At 54.2% G+C, this 15,387-nt stretch carries 16 protein-coding genes; 10 read left to right on the forward strand and 6 right to left on the reverse strand.

Annotated features, from left to right (window positions below; all coding sequences use genetic code 11):
- The first annotated feature begins 38 nt into the window (after positions 1–38).
- Positions 39–1,274, forward strand: coding sequence for an MFS transporter (locus KTJ90_RS09240; protein ID WP_499026379.1), 1,236 nt, complete (start codon positions 39–41; stop codon positions 1,272–1,274).
- Between the two features lie 105 nt (positions 1,275–1,379).
- Here the strand turns inward: KTJ90_RS09240 and pspF are convergent, their stop codons facing one another.
- A complete protein-coding gene (gene pspF / locus KTJ90_RS09245; protein WP_499026485.1) occupies positions 1,380–2,381 on the reverse strand; it encodes a phage shock protein operon transcriptional activator in 1,002 nt (333 codons plus the stop codon).
- Positions 2,382–2,544: 163 nt separating this feature from the next.
- Between pspF and pspA the strand changes: the two genes are divergently transcribed.
- Genes pspA through KTJ90_RS09275 form a run of 6 tightly spaced genes read left to right on the forward strand, consistent with a single transcriptional unit; the run spans position 2,545 to position 6,559 of the window.
- Complete coding sequence (gene pspA, locus KTJ90_RS09250) at positions 2,545–3,210, forward strand: phage shock protein PspA (RefSeq protein ID WP_003853800.1); 666 nt, start codon at positions 2,545–2,547, stop codon at positions 3,208–3,210.
- Positions 3,211–3,245: 35 nt separating this feature from the next.
- Positions 3,246–3,473 (forward strand): envelope stress response membrane protein PspB, encoded by a 228-nt coding sequence (gene pspB, locus KTJ90_RS09255; RefSeq protein ID WP_003853799.1) that lies wholly within the window; start codon positions 3,246–3,248, stop codon positions 3,471–3,473.
- The gene (gene pspC / locus KTJ90_RS09260) at positions 3,470–3,820 is read left to right on the forward strand and encodes an envelope stress response membrane protein PspC (RefSeq protein WP_003853797.1); all 351 of its coding nucleotides are present in this window, start codon (positions 3,470–3,472) and stop codon (positions 3,818–3,820) included. Before pspB ends, pspC begins: the two co-directional genes overlap by 4 nt.
- Positions 3,821–3,874: 54 nt before the next feature.
- Positions 3,875–4,123 (forward strand): phage shock protein PspD, encoded by a 249-nt coding sequence (gene pspD, locus KTJ90_RS09265; protein ID WP_078804451.1) that lies wholly within the window; start codon positions 3,875–3,877, stop codon positions 4,121–4,123.
- A complete protein-coding gene (locus KTJ90_RS09270; RefSeq protein ID WP_003853795.1) occupies positions 4,104–5,501 on the forward strand; it encodes a YcjX family GTP-binding protein in 1,398 nt (465 codons plus the stop codon). Before pspD ends, KTJ90_RS09270 begins: the two co-directional genes overlap by 20 nt.
- Positions 5,498–6,559: a YcjF family protein gene (locus KTJ90_RS09275; protein ID WP_499026383.1), complete on the forward strand. Its 1,062-nt coding sequence runs from the start codon at positions 5,498–5,500 to the stop codon at positions 6,557–6,559. Before KTJ90_RS09270 ends, KTJ90_RS09275 begins: the two co-directional genes overlap by 4 nt.
- Positions 6,560–6,602: 43 nt before the next feature.
- Here KTJ90_RS09275 and KTJ90_RS09280 read toward each other — a convergent pair whose 3' ends face one another.
- Genes KTJ90_RS09280 through KTJ90_RS09290 form a run of 3 tightly spaced genes read right to left on the reverse strand, consistent with a single transcriptional unit; the run spans position 6,603 to position 9,376 of the window.
- On the reverse strand, positions 6,603–8,021 hold the full coding sequence (locus KTJ90_RS09280; RefSeq protein ID WP_499026385.1) for a hypothetical protein: 1,419 nt from the start codon (positions 8,019–8,021) through the stop codon (positions 6,603–6,605).
- Positions 8,022–8,069: 48 nt separating this feature from the next.
- Positions 8,070–9,020, reverse strand: a complete 951-nt coding sequence (locus tag KTJ90_RS09285) for a glycosyltransferase family 2 protein (RefSeq protein WP_337027339.1) — start codon at positions 9,018–9,020, stop codon at positions 8,070–8,072.
- A complete protein-coding gene (locus KTJ90_RS09290) occupies positions 9,020–9,376 on the reverse strand; it encodes a GtrA family protein (protein ID WP_003853788.1) in 357 nt (118 codons plus the stop codon). The genes KTJ90_RS09285 and KTJ90_RS09290 overlap by 1 nt, the downstream gene beginning before the upstream one ends.
- A 229-nt stretch (positions 9,377–9,605) precedes the next feature.
- Here KTJ90_RS09290 and tyrR point away from each other — a divergent pair, with 229 nt between their 5' ends.
- Complete coding sequence (gene tyrR, locus KTJ90_RS09295; protein ID WP_003853785.1) at positions 9,606–11,171, forward strand: transcriptional regulator TyrR; 1,566 nt, start codon at positions 9,606–9,608, stop codon at positions 11,169–11,171.
- Positions 11,172–11,221: 50 nt separating this feature from the next.
- Here tyrR and tpx read toward each other — a convergent pair whose 3' ends face one another.
- Entirely contained in the window at positions 11,222–11,725 is a 504-nt protein-coding gene (gene tpx / locus KTJ90_RS09300; RefSeq protein WP_003853783.1) for a thiol peroxidase, read from the reverse strand.
- A 146-nt stretch (positions 11,726–11,871) separates the two neighbouring features.
- Here tpx and ycjG point away from each other — a divergent pair, with 146 nt between their 5' ends.
- On the forward strand, positions 11,872–12,855 hold the full coding sequence (gene ycjG, locus KTJ90_RS09305; RefSeq protein WP_499026388.1) for an L-Ala-D/L-Glu epimerase: 984 nt from the start codon (positions 11,872–11,874) through the stop codon (positions 12,853–12,855).
- Here the strand turns inward: ycjG and mpaA are convergent.
- Entirely contained in the window at positions 12,830–13,537 is a 708-nt protein-coding gene (gene mpaA, locus KTJ90_RS09310) for a murein tripeptide amidase MpaA (RefSeq protein ID WP_033763000.1), read from the reverse strand. The two genes, ycjG and mpaA, sit on opposite strands and share 26 nt — an antisense overlap.
- Before the next feature lie 152 nt (positions 13,538–13,689).
- On the opposite strand from mpaA, the gene KTJ90_RS09315 reads away from it, so the two are divergent.
- Entirely contained in the window at positions 13,690–15,309 is a 1,620-nt protein-coding gene (locus tag KTJ90_RS09315) for a peptide ABC transporter substrate-binding protein (RefSeq protein WP_312545704.1), read from the forward strand.
- Positions 15,310–15,387: the final 78 nt, after the last annotated feature.

Consider the following 15,387-nt stretch of genomic DNA (forward strand, 5'->3'; position numbering starts at 1 on the left):
TACTATAAGCACAACCTCTGCCCAACCAACGCCGGACAATGACTGAATTCCAGAAAAGCGCTCAGGCTTTCCACTATCCCTCCTTTCGTTATCTGTTTTTCGGACGTTTGTTTACCGTGCTGGGCAATGGAATCGCGCCCATCGCGCTGGCCTTTGCAGTTCTGGATATGGATGGATCTGCCTCTGATTTAGGCGTCGTGGTGGCATCCCGCTCCCTGTTCAACGTGCTCTTTCTGCTGGTGGGCGGTGTGGTTGCCGACCGCTACTCACGTAGTCGGGTATTAGTTGTATCGGCGCTGATAGCTGCTGTTTCTCAGGCTTTCGTTGCGTGGACTGTGCTTGAGGGTTCAGCCACAGTAATCAGCCTCACCTTGCTGGGCGCGCTGAATGGCGCGGCATCGGGGATTGCTCTGCCAGCTTCCTCTGCGCTGGTTCCGCAGGTCGTGCCTGCACAGCACCTGCGTCAGGCCAATGCTTTCATTCAGCTCAGTGTTTATGGCGGCACGGTACTGGGAGCGTCGCTGGGAGGCGTGATGACCAGTGCTGTCGGGCCGGGCTGGGGGCTGGCGATAGATGCGCTGGGATTTGCGGTCTCCGCGCCGCTTTATTTCCTTATGCGTGTGAGCCCGAATAATGGCGGGACGATGCAAGGCAATATCCTGCGCGATATTAAAGAAGGCTGGGCAGAATTTGCCGGGCGAAGCTGGATTTGGTCGATAGTCCTTCAGTTCGCCATTATCAACGTCGCGTTTAATGGCATTGTAGAAGTCTATGGCCCGATAATTGCTGACGCCTCTTTCGGGCGGGCGCAGTGGGGGATGATTGTGGCCGCCCAGAGCGCAGGTTTAATTGCTGGATTATTTCTGGCTATGAAATGGCATCCACGTCGTGATCTGCTGATTGGCGCTATGCTGGCAGGTCTCTGTGCACTCCCGATAATGATGCTAGGCCTGAATGCATCAGCAGCATGGCTGATTGCAGGGTTCTTTATCGCTGGCGTTTCATTAGGCCTGTTTGGCGTAACCTGGGCGCATTCATTACAGACTCATATCCCAGCCGATAAACTGGCTCGCGTGTACGCGTATGATGCGATGGGTTCCTTTATCTCCATTCCCTTTGGTCAACTGGTTGCGGGGCCGCTGGCGGCACAATATGGGACAGACAATGTTTTGCTGATGTCAGCACTTGCCGTGGTCATGGTGACAGCTGCTGTCCTGCTGGTTCCGACCCTCAGGCAACCTGACAAAATGGGCACCAGGCCGCATAACATGTAATTGCTTTTTTGTTCCTGCTAAAGCAGCCTGGACGTTACCAGACAGTTTTGACAGCGATTAACCAGAAAACATAACGCATAGACAAAGATGTCATCGTCGACCTGTCTAGTTTTCGGCTTTTATGTCGTGCTTTTTCATCATCGCGCGCAGCTGATGATAGGTAACACCTAGCAACCCGGCGGCGCGACGCTGGTTATAGCGTGCCTGTTGCAGGCTGGCTTCCACCAGATCCCGCTCCTGTTGATTCTGCCACTGGCGCAGATCCAGCGGCAGGGCAGGCAGGTCGTTACTCTCCGCGTTCTGAGTGGCACGGATGAGCGCAACCGGTTCAGGACGTGAAGCAAAGGGGTTGATAATGACGTTATCCAGCAACTGCTCGCTGCTGTTATGACGATAGACTGAGCGTTCCACGACGTTCTTAAGCTCTCGGACGTTGCCGGGCCAGTGGTAATCAAGCAGAGTCTGCTGCGCCTGAGCGGTAAAACCAGGAAAAAGTAACAGGCCGAGTTCGCGGCACATCTGGATGGCAAAATGATCGGCCATCACCAGAATATCGCTGCGGCGTTCGCGAAGGGGCGGTAACTGCACCACATCAAAGGCCAGACGATCCAGCAGGTCGGCACGGAATTTTCCCTCTGCCGCCAGCGCAGGGAGATCCTCGTTAGTGGCGCAGACCAGCCGCACATTCACCTGCAGTGAGTGATTGCCGCCGACACGCTCCAGCTGCCCATATTCAATTACTCTGAGCAGCTTTTCCTGCACCAGCATCGGCGCGGTTGCCAGCTCATCCAGAAACAGCGTGCCACCATCAGCGCGTTCAAAACGTCCGAGATGGCGCTTCTGCGCACCGGTAAAGGCACCGGCCTCATGGCCAAAGAGTTCAGAATCGAGCAGGTTCTCATTCAGCGCGGCGCAGTTCAGCGAGATAAACGGTCCCTGCCAGCGGTCAGAGAGATAGTGCAGACGGCTGGCGATCAGCTCTTTACCCGTTCCGCGCTCGCCAATCACCAGAACCGGCTTTTCCAGCGGAGCCAGTCTGGAGACCTGCTCAAGAACCTCCAGAAAATTGTTCGACTCACCTAAAAGATTATCGTTAGTGCCTGTCATGATGAATTTCGCCATCCCTTAATCATTTTGACTATCTTAAAATATGCGGACGAGGCTGTAAAATATCAAATTCCTTAAAAATCAATGCGATAAAAATTGGCACGCATCTTGTATTAACTAAGCAGGGCAACACGTTTTAAAACATTAAAAGAGGAACATCATTATGGGTATTTTTTCTCGTTTCGCTGACATCGTAAATGCCAACATTAATTCCCTGCTGGAGCGTGCTGAAGATCCGCAGAAACTGGTCCGTCTGATGATTCAGGAAATGGAAGACACCTTAGTCGAAGTGCGTTCCACCTCTGCGCGGGCGCTGGCTGAAAAGAAACAGCTGTCACGCCGTATTGAGCAGGCAGAGATCCAGCAGGCCGAATGGCAGGAAAAAGCGGAACTGGCGCTTCGTAAGGATAAAGATGATCTGGCGCGGTCAGCACTGATCGAAAAACAGAAACTCACTGACCTTATCGCTTCACTGAAACAGGAAGTGGGCCAGGTTGAAGAGACGCTGGAACGTATGAAAGGCGAAATCATTGAGCTGGAGAAAAAGCTGACTGAAACACGTGCCCGCCAGCAGGCGTTAACGCTGCGTCACCAGGCGGCCTCTTCATCACGCGATGTTCGTCGTCAGCTGGACAGCGGTAAAATCGACGAGGCGATGGCCCGGTTTGAATCTTTTGAACGACGCATTGACCACATGGAAGCGGAAGCAGAAAGCCACGGTTTCGGTAAGCCAAAAACCCTGGACCAGCAGTTTACTGACCTGAAAGCGGATGATGAAATCAGCCAGCAGCTTAATGCGCTGAAAGCCAAAATGAACCGCAGTGAGTAATCATCGACGTTGCAATAAGTGATTAAGGAGAGTCAATGAGCGCACTTTTTCTTGCCATACCCTTAACGATCTTCGTGCTGTTTGTCGCACCGATCTGGTTATGGTTGCATTACAACAACAAACGCAACGGCGGTTCGGAACTGTCGCAAAGCGAAATCCAGCGCCTGCAGCGTGTTACGCAGGATGCACAGCGGATGCGTGAACGCATTGACGCACTGGAAGCGATTCTGGATGCCGAACACCCTAACTGGAGGCAGCCATGATGAAAGGCCGTAAGTTGTGGCGCAAGCCTGACGAAGGAAAGTTGATGGGCGTCTGTGCGGGTCTGGCGGAGTATCTCGATATTCCGGTGCGTCTGCTTCGGGTCATTGTGGTCTTATCACTGTTCTTTGGTCTGTTTATGTTTACGGTGGTCGCCTATTTCGTGCTGGGTTTTGTGCTGGATGTGAAACCCGCCAATGTCACGGAGGACGAACGTCAGCCCAGCGCCAGCGAGCTGCTGGACCAGCTGGAGAGTGCGCTGCAGCGCGATGAGCGCAGCGTGCGCGACGTGGAGCGTTATGTGACGTCTGAAACTTTCAGCGTACGCAGCCGCTTCCGCCAGATTTGATTATATTATTGCCGGGCCGTTACGGGCCCGTCCGCTCTCTCAATGGAGGTGTTGATGTCTTTTTCGCGATCCACTGCTTTTCGCCACCGCGCGGCACCTGCATTGAAGTCGGCGGCTAAATTTATCATTATTAATGCTGTTACCTACGGTCCCGCCGGTGTCTCTGGCTGGGCGGTGAAATCGGTAGCGCGACGCCCGTTACGTCTTCTGCTGGCTGTGGCACTTGAGCCATTGCTGAAACGCGTGATGAATCGGGTGGCATCGCGCTTCATCAGGGAGAACGATGAAAAGACTGCAAACTGAATTAATGGCATTAATGAACCGTGGCGTTGATCGCCACCTTCGGCTGGCGGTCACCGGATTAAGCCGCAGCGGTAAAACCGCCTTTATTACCTCACTGGTCAATCAGCTTTTAACGGTTCACAGCGGCGCACGTTTGCCGCTGTTTTCCGTTGTGCGGGACGAGCGACTGTTGGGCGTCAAACGGGTGCCGCAGCGGGACATGGGAACCGCGCGCTTTACCTATGACGAAGGCCTGGCACAACTCTACAGCACGCCGCCCGCCTGGCCGACGCCCACCCGTGGCGTCAGCGAAATGCGTCTGGCGCTGCGTTACCGTCCAAATGATTCGCTGCTGCGTCATCTGAAAGAGACGGCAACACTCTATCTGGAAATTGTCGACTATCCCGGAGAATGGCTACTGGATCTGCCGATGCTGGCGCAGGATTATCTCGCCTGGTCACGGCAGATGAACGGTCTGCTGCAGGGCGATCGTGCGGAGTGGGCAAAACCCTGGCGCACGCTCTGCGAAAAACTCGATCCGCTTGCTCCCGCCGATGAAACCCAGCTGGCAGAGATTGCTGCGGCCTGGACTGACTACCTGCATCGCTGTAAATCTGAAGGCCTGCATTTTATTCAGCCTGGACGGTTCGTGCTGCCTGGCGATATGGCAGGCGCGCCTGCGCTGCAGTTTTTCCCCTGGCCAACCGCTGATGAGTCGCAACTCACTAAGCTGGCGCAGGCGGATAAGGGGAGTAACTTCAGCATGCTGCAGCAGCGCTTCAACTACTACTGCCAGCATGTGGTGAAGGGCTTTTACAAAAATCACTTCCTGCGTTTTGACCGCCAGATCGTGCTGGTTGACTGCCTCCAGCCCCTGAATAGTGGTCCTCAGGCGTTTAATGATATGCGGCTGGCGCTGACTCAGCTGATGCAGAGCTTTCATTACGGCCAGCGCACCCTGTTTCGCCGGCTTTTCTCACCGGTGATCGACAAATTACTGTTTGCGGCAACTAAAGCGGATCACATCACCAGCGATCAGCACGGCAACATGGTCTCGCTGTTGCAGCAACTGGTGCAGGATGCCTGGCAGAACGCCGCGTTTGAGGGGATTAGCATGGACTGCATCGGACTGGCATCAGTGCAGGCGACACAGAGCGGCCTGGTCGACCACCGTGGCGAGAAGATCCCGGCCCTGCGCGGTCACCGGCTGGATGATGGAGAACCGCTTACCGTCTATCCGGGTGAAGTCCCGCCGCGCCTGCCTGGCAATGCCTTCTGGCAGCAGCAGGGTTTTCAGTTTGAACAGTTCCGGCCGCAGCAGCTCGACGTCGACCGTCCACTGCCGCATATCCGCATGGATGCCGCGCTGGAATTTTTATTGGGAGATAAATTGCGATGAGTGATCCGCTGAAGCCGCGTATCGATTTTGCTCGTCCGCTGGATGAGAGCACCACCACGCCGCTGCGTCCGGCGCAGACCTTTGAAGCGGACGCGCAGGCTGCGTTTCTGGCAGTGCAGGATGAAGATGTTGCCGTAGAAGAAGAAGGTGCAGGGGAGCGCGCAGTGGAAGCGGCTCTGAAACCTAAACGCAGTCTGTGGCGCAAAATGGTGACCGCAGGCGCACTGCTGTTTGGCGTTAGCGTGATTGCGCAGGGGGTGCAGTGGACGCATGACGCCTGGCTGGGACGCGACTGGTTTTCACTGGGGAGCGGCGTAGCAGGCGGACTTATTGTGCTGGCGGGTGTCGGCGCGCTGACCACTGAGTGGCGTCGGCTCTACCAGCTGCGTCAGCGTGCCGAAGAGCGGGATGTGGGCCGGGAGCTATTGCACAGTCATGGTATCGGTAAAGGTCGGGCATTCTGCGAAAAGCTGGCCCAGCAGGCTGAACTGGATCAGGCGCATCCGGCCCTGCAGCGCTGGCATGCCTCGCTGCACGAAACCCACAATGACAGCGAAATCGTGCGCTTGTATGCGCAGCTGGTGCAGCCCGTTCTGGACAGGCAGGCGCGGCGTGAAATCAGTCGTCATGCTGCGGAAGCAACACTGATGATTGCGGTCAGTCCGCTGGCACTGGTGGATATGGCGTTTATCGCCTGGCGTAATCTGCGGCTGGTCAATCGCATCGCGGCGATATACGGCATCGAACTGGGCTACTTCAGCCGTATCCGGCTGTTCCGCCTGGTGCTGCTCAATATGGCTTTTGCCGGCGCGTCCGAACTGGTGCGGGAAGTGGGAATGGACTGGATGTCGCAGGATATCGCTGCCCGGCTTTCCACGCGCGCTGCCCAGGGCATTGGTGCAGGCCTGCTGACTGCAAGGCTGGGCATCAAAGCGATGGAGCTTTGTCGTCCACTGCCGTGGCTGGAGCAGGATAAGCCACGGCTTGGCGATTTTCGGCGCGAACTGCTGGGCCAGCTGAAAGAGGCACTGCAGAAGGGCGGTAACAAATCAGCCTGAATCTCGCGTGACACATTAAAGGCGGCATAGCCGCCTTTAATGATCAGTGAGGCTGGCGCAGCACCTGCCGTGAATTGATAATCAGACACTCACCCGGACAGGCGGATTCATCTGTAATCACCGGATTTGCAGGCAGCGTAAAGGCCATGCCATTTTTCTCCCTGATAAAATGCGCCATCCCGGCAAATGTCCAGGACATACTCAGGCCCAGCCCCCCGAAATCATCATACTTCCGCAACGTCGCAACCTTCGGCAGGTATTCACCGGTCAGGCGATAATAGAGTGCCCCTTTAAATTCCTTTGGCACCTGCCGGGTAATCGCCTGATCGAGCAGGGCAAACTCTTTACGAGCCGGCACGGAATAGCCGTTGATTAAATGACTTATCGACAGTGAGGCGGCAGCGATCACGAGCAGCGCATAAAATGCATTTTTCCATTTTAATTTTTTGCTGATTTCAAACAGGCCGAGAATAAACGCACTGGTGGTAATCAGCGCACCGGCAATCAGGGTGCGGTAAGCCGCCATGCTTTCACTGACGATCAGATTAGGCAGTGCGGCGATCAGCAATAAAACAAACATCAGATAGAATTTGTCGTTACCTGCTGCTTTAATTTTTTTCAGTCCAGACCCAATAATGATCGATGAGATGATCACCGACACCGCTTTTGCGCCGAGGTCAAAATTACATATAACGTTCTTAAGGTATTCGGTGAAAAACCATTTCAGCTTAACCGGGATGTCGTAGCTGAATGCTGAACGTGGCAACGTATGACCATAAAGCTGAACGGGCAGTACCTTTGACGCGATCAGCGCAGCGAACATACCCGCACCCAGAACCATCAGTGAGATCACTGCACGTTTCGTATCGACTTTTCTTTCTGAAAAGCAGAGGTCAAGCGCGGCAAAGAAGGTAAAGGTCATCGCTGCCGGTTGATAAAGACAGAAGGCAAGGGTCAGCAGACAGAACGCGATAAGGCGACTGGTCATGCCCGTTTTAATGGAAAAACGGTAACTTGTTCCCGCCAGCAAAATTGCAGCGATATAGGGGAAACAGGATGCCCAGGCGATATAAACCTGGAAGGAAGGCAGCAGACAAAGCAATAGCGAAAATGTGATTCGCTGAGCCTGACTCTCAAGAAGTGCCATTTTCTGACACAGGGTATAAATGTAATACCCGGTAAAAATGAGCAGAACAATCGAGACTGAACGCAGCAGTGCCAGACGTTCTACACTCCCGACCAGAAAGGAAGCGCTGTACTGGATAATGCCATAAACCGGCCTGCCGGATAATGTGTCCCAGTTTAAAATACTGAGCCTGTCAAAATTAGCCCAATAGAGATTCGTCCAGTCATCGGTATAGGCGTAATGCGTTAAATAAGCGGGGCTGTATGCAAGCAGAAATACTGTCGCAAAAAGCAAAAACACCTTATTGCGGCTTATGCCGTTATCAGTGGCGAACATCTGTCATCCTTTTTAATCTGACCATTTCTCTGAGTCTGAACGGGCCGTTTAGTCCGTGTCCTGAGAGGGGGTTATTTTTGTCGGTGCCACTTTTCGCAAAATATAGCGAGGCCGGTTTTTAGTTTCCATGTAGATGCGGCCAATATATTCGCCTAACACGCCAATGCCAATAAGCTGAACGCCACCCAGAAAGAGCACGGAGACCAGAATTGAGGGATAGCCTGGCACCGGGTTACCGAACAGCAGTTTATCCACGATCATCCAGAGACCATATAAAAAGGCCAGCGAGGCCACCAGAAAGCCCAGGTATGACCAAATCCGCAGCGGAACGGTAGAGAATGAGGTCAGACCCTCCAGCGCAAGATTCCACAGCTTCCAGCCGCCAAATTTACTGCGGCCTGCGATCCGCTCCGTTCGCGTATATTCCACAATATCCGTCTGTCCGCCGACCCAGCTAAGAATGCCTTTCATAAAGAGATTCTTCTCAGGCAGCAATTTAATATTCTCAACGACTTCACGCGACATCAGCCGGAAATCACCGACATTCTCTTCAATCTGCGGATGGCTGATGCTGTTATGCAATTTGTAAAACCAGCGGGCTGTTTTGCGTTTGAGGTGGCCATCGGCACTGCGGTCAATCCGTTTAGCTAACACAATATCAGCCCCAGCCTGCCACTTCCGGATCATCTCGGGAATAATCGCGATCGGATCCTGCAAATCCACATCTATCGGGATAACCGCATCGCCGGTTGCGGCTTCCAGTCCGGCAAACAGCGCCGGTTCTTTGCCGAAATTTCGAATAAACGACAAGCTGCGCACCAGCGGATCGCACTGGCTGAGTTGGGTAATCAGCGCATGCGTTGCGTCTGTGCTGCCATCATCAATAAATACGATCTCAATCTGCCAGGCGGCCAGTGCTTCATCTTTTCTGACCGCGTCATAGAAAAGAGGGATGACATCCTCTTCATTGAATACCGGTACCACCAGAGAGATTTTCATTATTCTCCTTTGAAAACAATAAAGCGGGAAAAAAGAAAGCCACACGCCAGACTGATAGCCGAGGAGGCGATCAGCGTAATAAGGGGATAGAAGCCAAAATGGTCAGCCAGATAACCTACGCTGAAAGCCATCGCACCCATAAAAACGACGTAAATAAGATAACGCCAGGCCGTTGCCTGCTGCTCAAAGGTCCAGCGCGCATTAACGAAAAAAGAGAAGGTAACGGCCAGGCTAAAAGCAATCAGGTTAGCGGTCGACTGGAATAATCCAAGGCTGAGGCAGATAAAAAAAGTCACCCAATGGATCAGGGTATTTATCAGGCCCACAGTCAGATATTTTGCGAAGAAAGTCAGCATATTATAATCAATTCTACTCAGTTGAGAAAAATATACAGCAATAAGTCTTTAATCAACAGTCTGGTACTGACAAAAGCTGACAACCAGCAATCGATACCGGAATCCAGCCGGTCAGTACAAAACTCCGCCATACACGCTTACACTGTCAACTTTTCCTGACAGATCCCTTTCTACCGGCGCATCACTTAGCGTAATATTCATTTATCTGAACCTGATTAAGGCGAACGCAATGCGTCTGGAAGTGTTCTGTCAGGACCGCATCGGTCTGACGCGTGAACTGCTCGATCTGCTGGTGGCACGCAACATTGATTTACGCGGTATCGAAATTACGGCGCTGGGCCGCATCTACCTGAATTTTTCGGCACTGGAATTTGACGCTTTCAGTAATCTGATGGCAGAAATCCGGCGTACACCGGGCGTAACAGATGTGCGCACGGTAACGTACATGCCTTCGGAGCGTGAACATCGCGCGCTGAGTGCCTTACTGGTGGCCATGCCAGATCCGGTTTTCTCCATCGATCTGAAAAGCAAGGTGGAACTGGCTAATCCGGCGGCACAAAACCTGTTTAATCTTGATGAAGAGAAAATGCGCAATTTCAGCGCCGGCAACCTGATTAATGGCTTTAACTTCATGCGCTGGCTGGAAAGCGATCGGGTTGAGGCGCAGGCGCAGCATGTCGTCATTGAAGGGCGCGATTTTCTGATGGAAGCGCGTCCTATTTATCTGCCGGGTGAAGAGGGCCAGAACGACAGGCCGGTCGGGGCGATGGTGATGCTGAAGTCAACCGCTCGCATGGGCCGTCAGTTACAGAATCTGGTCGTCACCGACGAATCCGAGTTTGACCATATTATTGCCGTCACGCCGAAGATGCGTCAGGTGGTCGATCAGGCGCGCAAACTGGCGATGCTGGATGCGCCGTTACTGATTGTCGGCGATACCGGCACCGGGAAAGATATGCTGGCACGCGCCTGTCATCTGCGCAGCGCCCGTGGGAAAAATCCTTTCCTGGCGCTGAACTGTGCATCTTTACCTGACGACGTTGCGGAAAGCGAGTTGTTTGGTCATGCCGCCGGTGCCTATCCGAATGCGCTGGAAGGCAAGAAGGGCTTTTTTGAGCAGGCCAATGGTGGCTCGGTATTGCTGGATGAGATTGGCGAGATGTCGCCGAGAATGCAGACCAAGCTGCTGCGTTTTCTCAATGATGGCACCTTCCGCCGCGTCGGTGAAGAGCATGAAGTCCATGTTAATGTGCGCGTAATCTGCGCTACGCAGAAGAACCTGATTGAACTGGTGCAACGCGGTGAGTTTCGCGAAGATCTTTTTTACCGGCTCAATGTGCTGACGCTGCAACTGCCCCCGCTGCGCGATCGACCGCAGGATATCCTGCCACTGACCGAGATGTTTGTGGCCCGCTTTGCGGATGAGCAGGGGATGGCCCGGCCGCGACTCTCGCCACAGCTCATTGCATTTCTGACGCGCTACGCCTGGCCTGGCAATGTGCGCCAGTTAAAAAATGCGTTGTATCGCGCGTTAACCCAGCTGGAAGGATATGAACTGCGACCGCAGGATATTGTGTTGCCTGAACAGACACTGGATGTATCGCTGGGCGATGAAGCACTGGAAGGAACGCTGGATCAGATTACCAGCCGTTTTGAGCGGTCAATACTGACGCGGCTTTATCTCTCCTATCCCAGCACCCGAAAACTGGCAAAACGTCTGGGTGTTTCCCATACCGCGATTGCCAACAAGCTGCGTGAATATGGTCTGGGACAGAAGCGCACCGAAAGCGAATGATCGGTAAGCAGAGAGCAGGAAGCGGATAACCAGGTTATCCGCTTTTTTTATTACTTCAGCGCGGCCAGGGCAGCGTCGTAATCAGGCTCAGTGGTGATTTCATCAACCAGCTGGCTGTAAATCACTTTATCGTTCTCATCCAGAACGATCACCGCACGTGCGGTCAGGCCTTCCAGCGCACCATCAGCAATTTCTACACCATACTCATACTTGAATTCTGAGCCGCGCAGCGTCGACAGCGTCACCACATTGCTCAGGTTTTCCGCGCCACAGAAACGCGACTGGGCAAAAGGCAGATCGGCAGAGATGCATAACACCACGGCGTTATTCAGCTCGCTTGCCGCCTGGTTGAATTTGCGCACTGATGAGGCACAGACACCGGTATCAACGCTTGGGAAAATGTTCAGAATTTTGCGTTTTCCTGCATACTCAGAGAGCGCAACGTTAACCAGGTTCTTTGCTACCAGCGTGAAAGGCTTAGCTTTATCGCCAGCCTGTGGAAACTGACCTGCAACCGGAACGGCATTACCCTGAAAATGAACAGTCTGAGACATAGTGATTCCTTTTGATGATAAAAAAGATCTGACACAAAACGGCTAAAGATAGCCGTTGTTTATGACATAAATGTTAAGGGTTTACGAGTTCAATTGTGGAATTTAACGTGGCGGTCTGCCACTGCGTCACACTTTGTGGAGTGTAAATGAGAACGGTAAAAAGTTATCCCGAAGCCTGGCCGTTGCATACGCCGTTTGTCATTGCCCGTGGAACCCGGACCGAAGTCAAAGTGGTGGTGGTTGAAATTGAGGAAGATGGCGTAAAAGGCGTCGGTGAAGCGACGCCCTATGCGCGCTATGGTGAAAGCGAAGCATCGGTGCTGGCGCAGATCGCCACGTTGCTGCCCGCGCTGCAAGAGGGCATGACGCGCGAGGCATTACAACAGGCGCTGCCTGCCGGGGCGGCGCGCAACGCCATCGACAGTGCATTGTGGGATCTCGCTGCACATCAGCAGCAGTGCAGCCTCTGGGCGCTTAGCGGTGTGACTGCGCCTGCTGATGTCGTGACCGCGCAGACCGTCAGCATTGATACCCCTGAGGCGATGGCCAGCAGCGCACTCGCACTGTGGCAGCATGGTGCAACACTGCTGAAAATTAAGCTGGATAACAATTTTATTACTGAACGGCTGATGACCATCCGCGCCGCCGTACCGGAAGCAACCCTGATTGTGGATGCAAATGAGTCCTGGCACGCTGAAGGCCTGGCGGCACGCTGTCAGCTGCTGGCAGACATTGATGTGGCGATGCTGGAACAGCCTTTACCTGCAGGTGAAGATGCGGCACTGGAGAACTTTATTCACCCGTTGCCCATTTGTGCCGATGAGAGCTGTCATACACGTGAAAGCCTGGCCGCGCTGCGAGGCCGTTATGAGATGGTCAACATCAAGCTGGATAAAACGGGCGGTCTGACCGAGGCGCTGGCGCTTGCCGATGCCGCGCAGCAGCAGGGCTTTGCGGTAATGCTGGGCTGCATGCTCTGCACCTCGCGGGCGATACGTGCTGCGCTACCGCTGGTGCCGCAGACCCGTTTCGCCGATCTTGATGGGCCGACCTGGCTGGCGGTGGATGCAGAACCGGCGATCACCGTGCGCAGCGGTCGGCTGATTATTGCTGCCAGCGCAGCAAACTAACCATCATCTCAAGATAGGTCTCCGTGGCTTCATCCACGGAAATCACCGGCATCTCAGCGGTCACGCAGGGCAGACTGAGATCGTAACACCAGCTGCCGAATGAGCCAGGCGTGTCATATCCCACGCTGCTGACGCGAGGAAGGCCGGTTTGGCTGGCCAGCCAGCCGCCAATCTCCACCTGATGCGGGTCGTCAATACAGCCCAGCGGCTCATGCCAGGAAACGATCCAGGCTGGCTTAAGTTGATGTATCAGGGCACAGAGCGCCAGTGTTTCCGGTTCAGAACCCGGATGCGTGCCGGTTGAGAGCGTGACATCCCGCGCATCGGCAGCGCTGTTCCAGCGATAAACGGTCTCTCCGGGCTGCCAGTTCGCTGCCGGGAAGTTGCGGTTGAGATCGACGCCATTTGCGTTAGCGCGCAGGCCAAGCTGACAGCCATCAGGATTGACTGCCAGCACCACGTGGTGCCGACGCATGCCATCGGGCAGTGTCCGTAACGCAGCAGAAAGGGTGGCGATGGCCGCATTTTCATCACCGTGTGTGCCAGCCAGAATCAGACCGCTGTCGGGGTCACCCAGTGGCGCTGGAAACCACAGCAGCGGCGCGCCCAGCACGGAGCGGCCATACTGCTGATACGAAACGTCAAGTTTGCCGCGAAGGGGACGCGGATGAAGTGGCGACATACAGATTTCCTCAAAGGGTTTTACTCAAAGTAGCGGAAAAGCCGTGTGCGGAAAATAGCTATTTATCTGTCAGCCATTTGCGATAAAGTGCCCTGCACAAGCTACATCGGCAACAGACTGATGCAGCACTTCTTTGGGGTAAAGGAGTGATAATGGTTAAGACCTTTCGTATGACGCTGGCAGCAATCAGTCTGAGCAGCATCCTCACACCCGCCATTGCGGCGAATCCACCCGCTGGCGCGCAGCTGGCCGAACAGCAGCAGATCGTCCGCCATATTAAAGATGAACCCGCTTCACTCGATCCGCTTAAAGCGGTAGGGCTGCCTGAAATTCAGGTGATTCGCGATCTGTTTGAAGGTCTGACAAATCAGGATGCTCAGGGCAAAATCGTGCCGGGCGTGGCACAGAGCTGGAGCAGCAGCGACAACAAAACCTGGGTCTTCACCCTGCGCAATAACGCGCGCTGGTCAAACGGCGAACCGGTCACGGCGCAGGATTTTGTCTACAGCTGGCAGCGGCTGGTCGATCCCAAAAACAGCTCAGGCTCTGCCGGGTTTGCGGGGTTAAGCGGTATTGAAAATGCGGCAGCGATTACCAAAGGCGAAATGACCCCCGATAAACTGGGAGTGACTGCCCAGAGCAAAACCCAGCTGAAAGTGACGCTGGATCGTCCTGTGCCGTGGTTCCCGGCGCTGGTGGCTAACGTGGCGCTCTTTCCGGTGCCGCAAAAAGTCATTGCCCAGCAACGTGACAGCTGGACGGCACCCGGCAAACTGGTCGGTAACGGTGCCTATCAGCTCAGCGAGCGGGTAGTGAACGAGAAAATCGTCCTGACCCGTAATCCTCATTACTGGGATGATGCACATTCGGTGCTGACGAAAGTGACCTTTGTGCCAATCAATGAAGAGTCGAGCGCGACTAAACGTTATCGTGCCAACGACATTGATATCACCGAATCTTTCCCTAAGAACATGTATGCGCTATTAAAGAAAACGTTGCCGGGAGAGGTCTACACACCTGACCAGTTAGGCACCTATTACTATGCGTTTAACACGCAGAAAGGACCAACTGCCGATGTGCGGGTTCGCAAAGCACTGTCCTGGTCTATCGACCGAAACGTCATTGCTGACAAAGTGCTGGGCACCGGTGAGAAACCGGCGTGGCACTTTACGCCAGATGTGACAGCAGGCTTTAAGCCACTGCCCACGTTCATGCAACAGCACGATCAGAACGCCCTGAATGCGCAGGCCAAATCGCTGCTTGCCGCCGCCGGTTACGGTCCGGGTAAACCGCTGAAGCTCAAACTGCTCTACAACACCTCTGAGAGCCATCAGAAGATTGCGATTGCCGTGGCCTCTATGTGGAAAAAGAACCTCGGTGTGGATGTCACACTGGAGAATCAGGAGTGGAAAACCTACATCGACAGTCGTAACAGCGGGAACTTCGATGTGATTCGCGCCTCGTGGGTGGGAGACTACAATGAGCCCTCCACCTTCCTGAATCTGCTGACCTCGGGCAGCAGCAGCAATATCGCGCGCTTTAACAACGCGGATTATGATGCAGTTGTCGCTAAAGCCAGCCGTGAAACCAGCGAGCAGGCACGTAACAGCGATTACAACCGTGCCGAGCAGATCCTCGCTGAACAGGCCCCGATTGCGCCCATCTATCAGTACACGAATGGCCGACTGATTAAACCCTGGGTTAAAGGCTATCCCATCACCAACCCTGAAGATGTCGCCTACAGCCGTGAACTGTGGATTGAAAAGCACTAAGCCTGTGGTGGCCGGTTTCCCGGCCACCTGCTGACATCTTTCTTCACAGCCCGGAGATTGCAACTCAACGCCGTCACG

Origin of the sequence: Pantoea jilinensis (genome assembly GCF_019104105.1) — a bacterium.
Lineage (GTDB): Bacteria > Pseudomonadota > Gammaproteobacteria > Enterobacterales > Enterobacteriaceae > Pantoea > Pantoea eucalypti.

What these genes read in the sequence shown, in the direction of transcription:
- KTJ90_RS09240 (WP_499026379.1), top strand. Translation starts at nt 39, where the DNA reads ATGACTGAATTCCAGAAAAGCGCTCAGGCTTTCCACTATCCCTCCTTT.
- pspF (WP_499026485.1), bottom strand. Translation starts at nt 2,381, where the DNA reads ATGACAGGCACTAACGATAATCTTTTAGGTGAGTCGAACAATTTTCTG.
- pspA (WP_003853800.1), top strand. Translation starts at nt 2,545, where the DNA reads ATGGGTATTTTTTCTCGTTTCGCTGACATCGTAAATGCCAACATTAAT.
- pspB (WP_003853799.1), top strand. Translation starts at nt 3,246, where the DNA reads ATGAGCGCACTTTTTCTTGCCATACCCTTAACGATCTTCGTGCTGTTT.
- pspC (WP_003853797.1), top strand. Translation starts at nt 3,470, where the DNA reads ATGATGAAAGGCCGTAAGTTGTGGCGCAAGCCTGACGAAGGAAAGTTG.
- pspD (WP_078804451.1), top strand. Translation starts at nt 3,875, where the DNA reads ATGTCTTTTTCGCGATCCACTGCTTTTCGCCACCGCGCGGCACCTGCA.
- KTJ90_RS09270 (WP_003853795.1), top strand. Translation starts at nt 4,104, where the DNA reads ATGAAAAGACTGCAAACTGAATTAATGGCATTAATGAACCGTGGCGTT.
- KTJ90_RS09275 (WP_499026383.1), top strand. Translation starts at nt 5,498, where the DNA reads ATGAGTGATCCGCTGAAGCCGCGTATCGATTTTGCTCGTCCGCTGGAT.
- KTJ90_RS09280 (WP_499026385.1), bottom strand. Translation starts at nt 8,021, where the DNA reads ATGTTCGCCACTGATAACGGCATAAGCCGCAATAAGGTGTTTTTGCTT.
- KTJ90_RS09285 (WP_337027339.1), bottom strand. Translation starts at nt 9,020, where the DNA reads ATGAAAATCTCTCTGGTGGTACCGGTATTCAATGAAGAGGATGTCATC.
- KTJ90_RS09290 (WP_003853788.1), bottom strand. Translation starts at nt 9,376, where the DNA reads ATGCTGACTTTCTTCGCAAAATATCTGACTGTGGGCCTGATAAATACC.
- tyrR (WP_003853785.1), top strand. Translation starts at nt 9,606, where the DNA reads ATGCGTCTGGAAGTGTTCTGTCAGGACCGCATCGGTCTGACGCGTGAA.
- tpx (WP_003853783.1), bottom strand. Translation starts at nt 11,725, where the DNA reads ATGTCTCAGACTGTTCATTTTCAGGGTAATGCCGTTCCGGTTGCAGGT.
- ycjG (WP_499026388.1), top strand. Translation starts at nt 11,872, where the DNA reads ATGAGAACGGTAAAAAGTTATCCCGAAGCCTGGCCGTTGCATACGCCG.
- mpaA (WP_033763000.1), bottom strand. Translation starts at nt 13,537, where the DNA reads ATGTCGCCACTTCATCCGCGTCCCCTTCGCGGCAAACTTGACGTTTCG.
- KTJ90_RS09315 (WP_312545704.1), top strand. Translation starts at nt 13,690, where the DNA reads ATGGTTAAGACCTTTCGTATGACGCTGGCAGCAATCAGTCTGAGCAGC.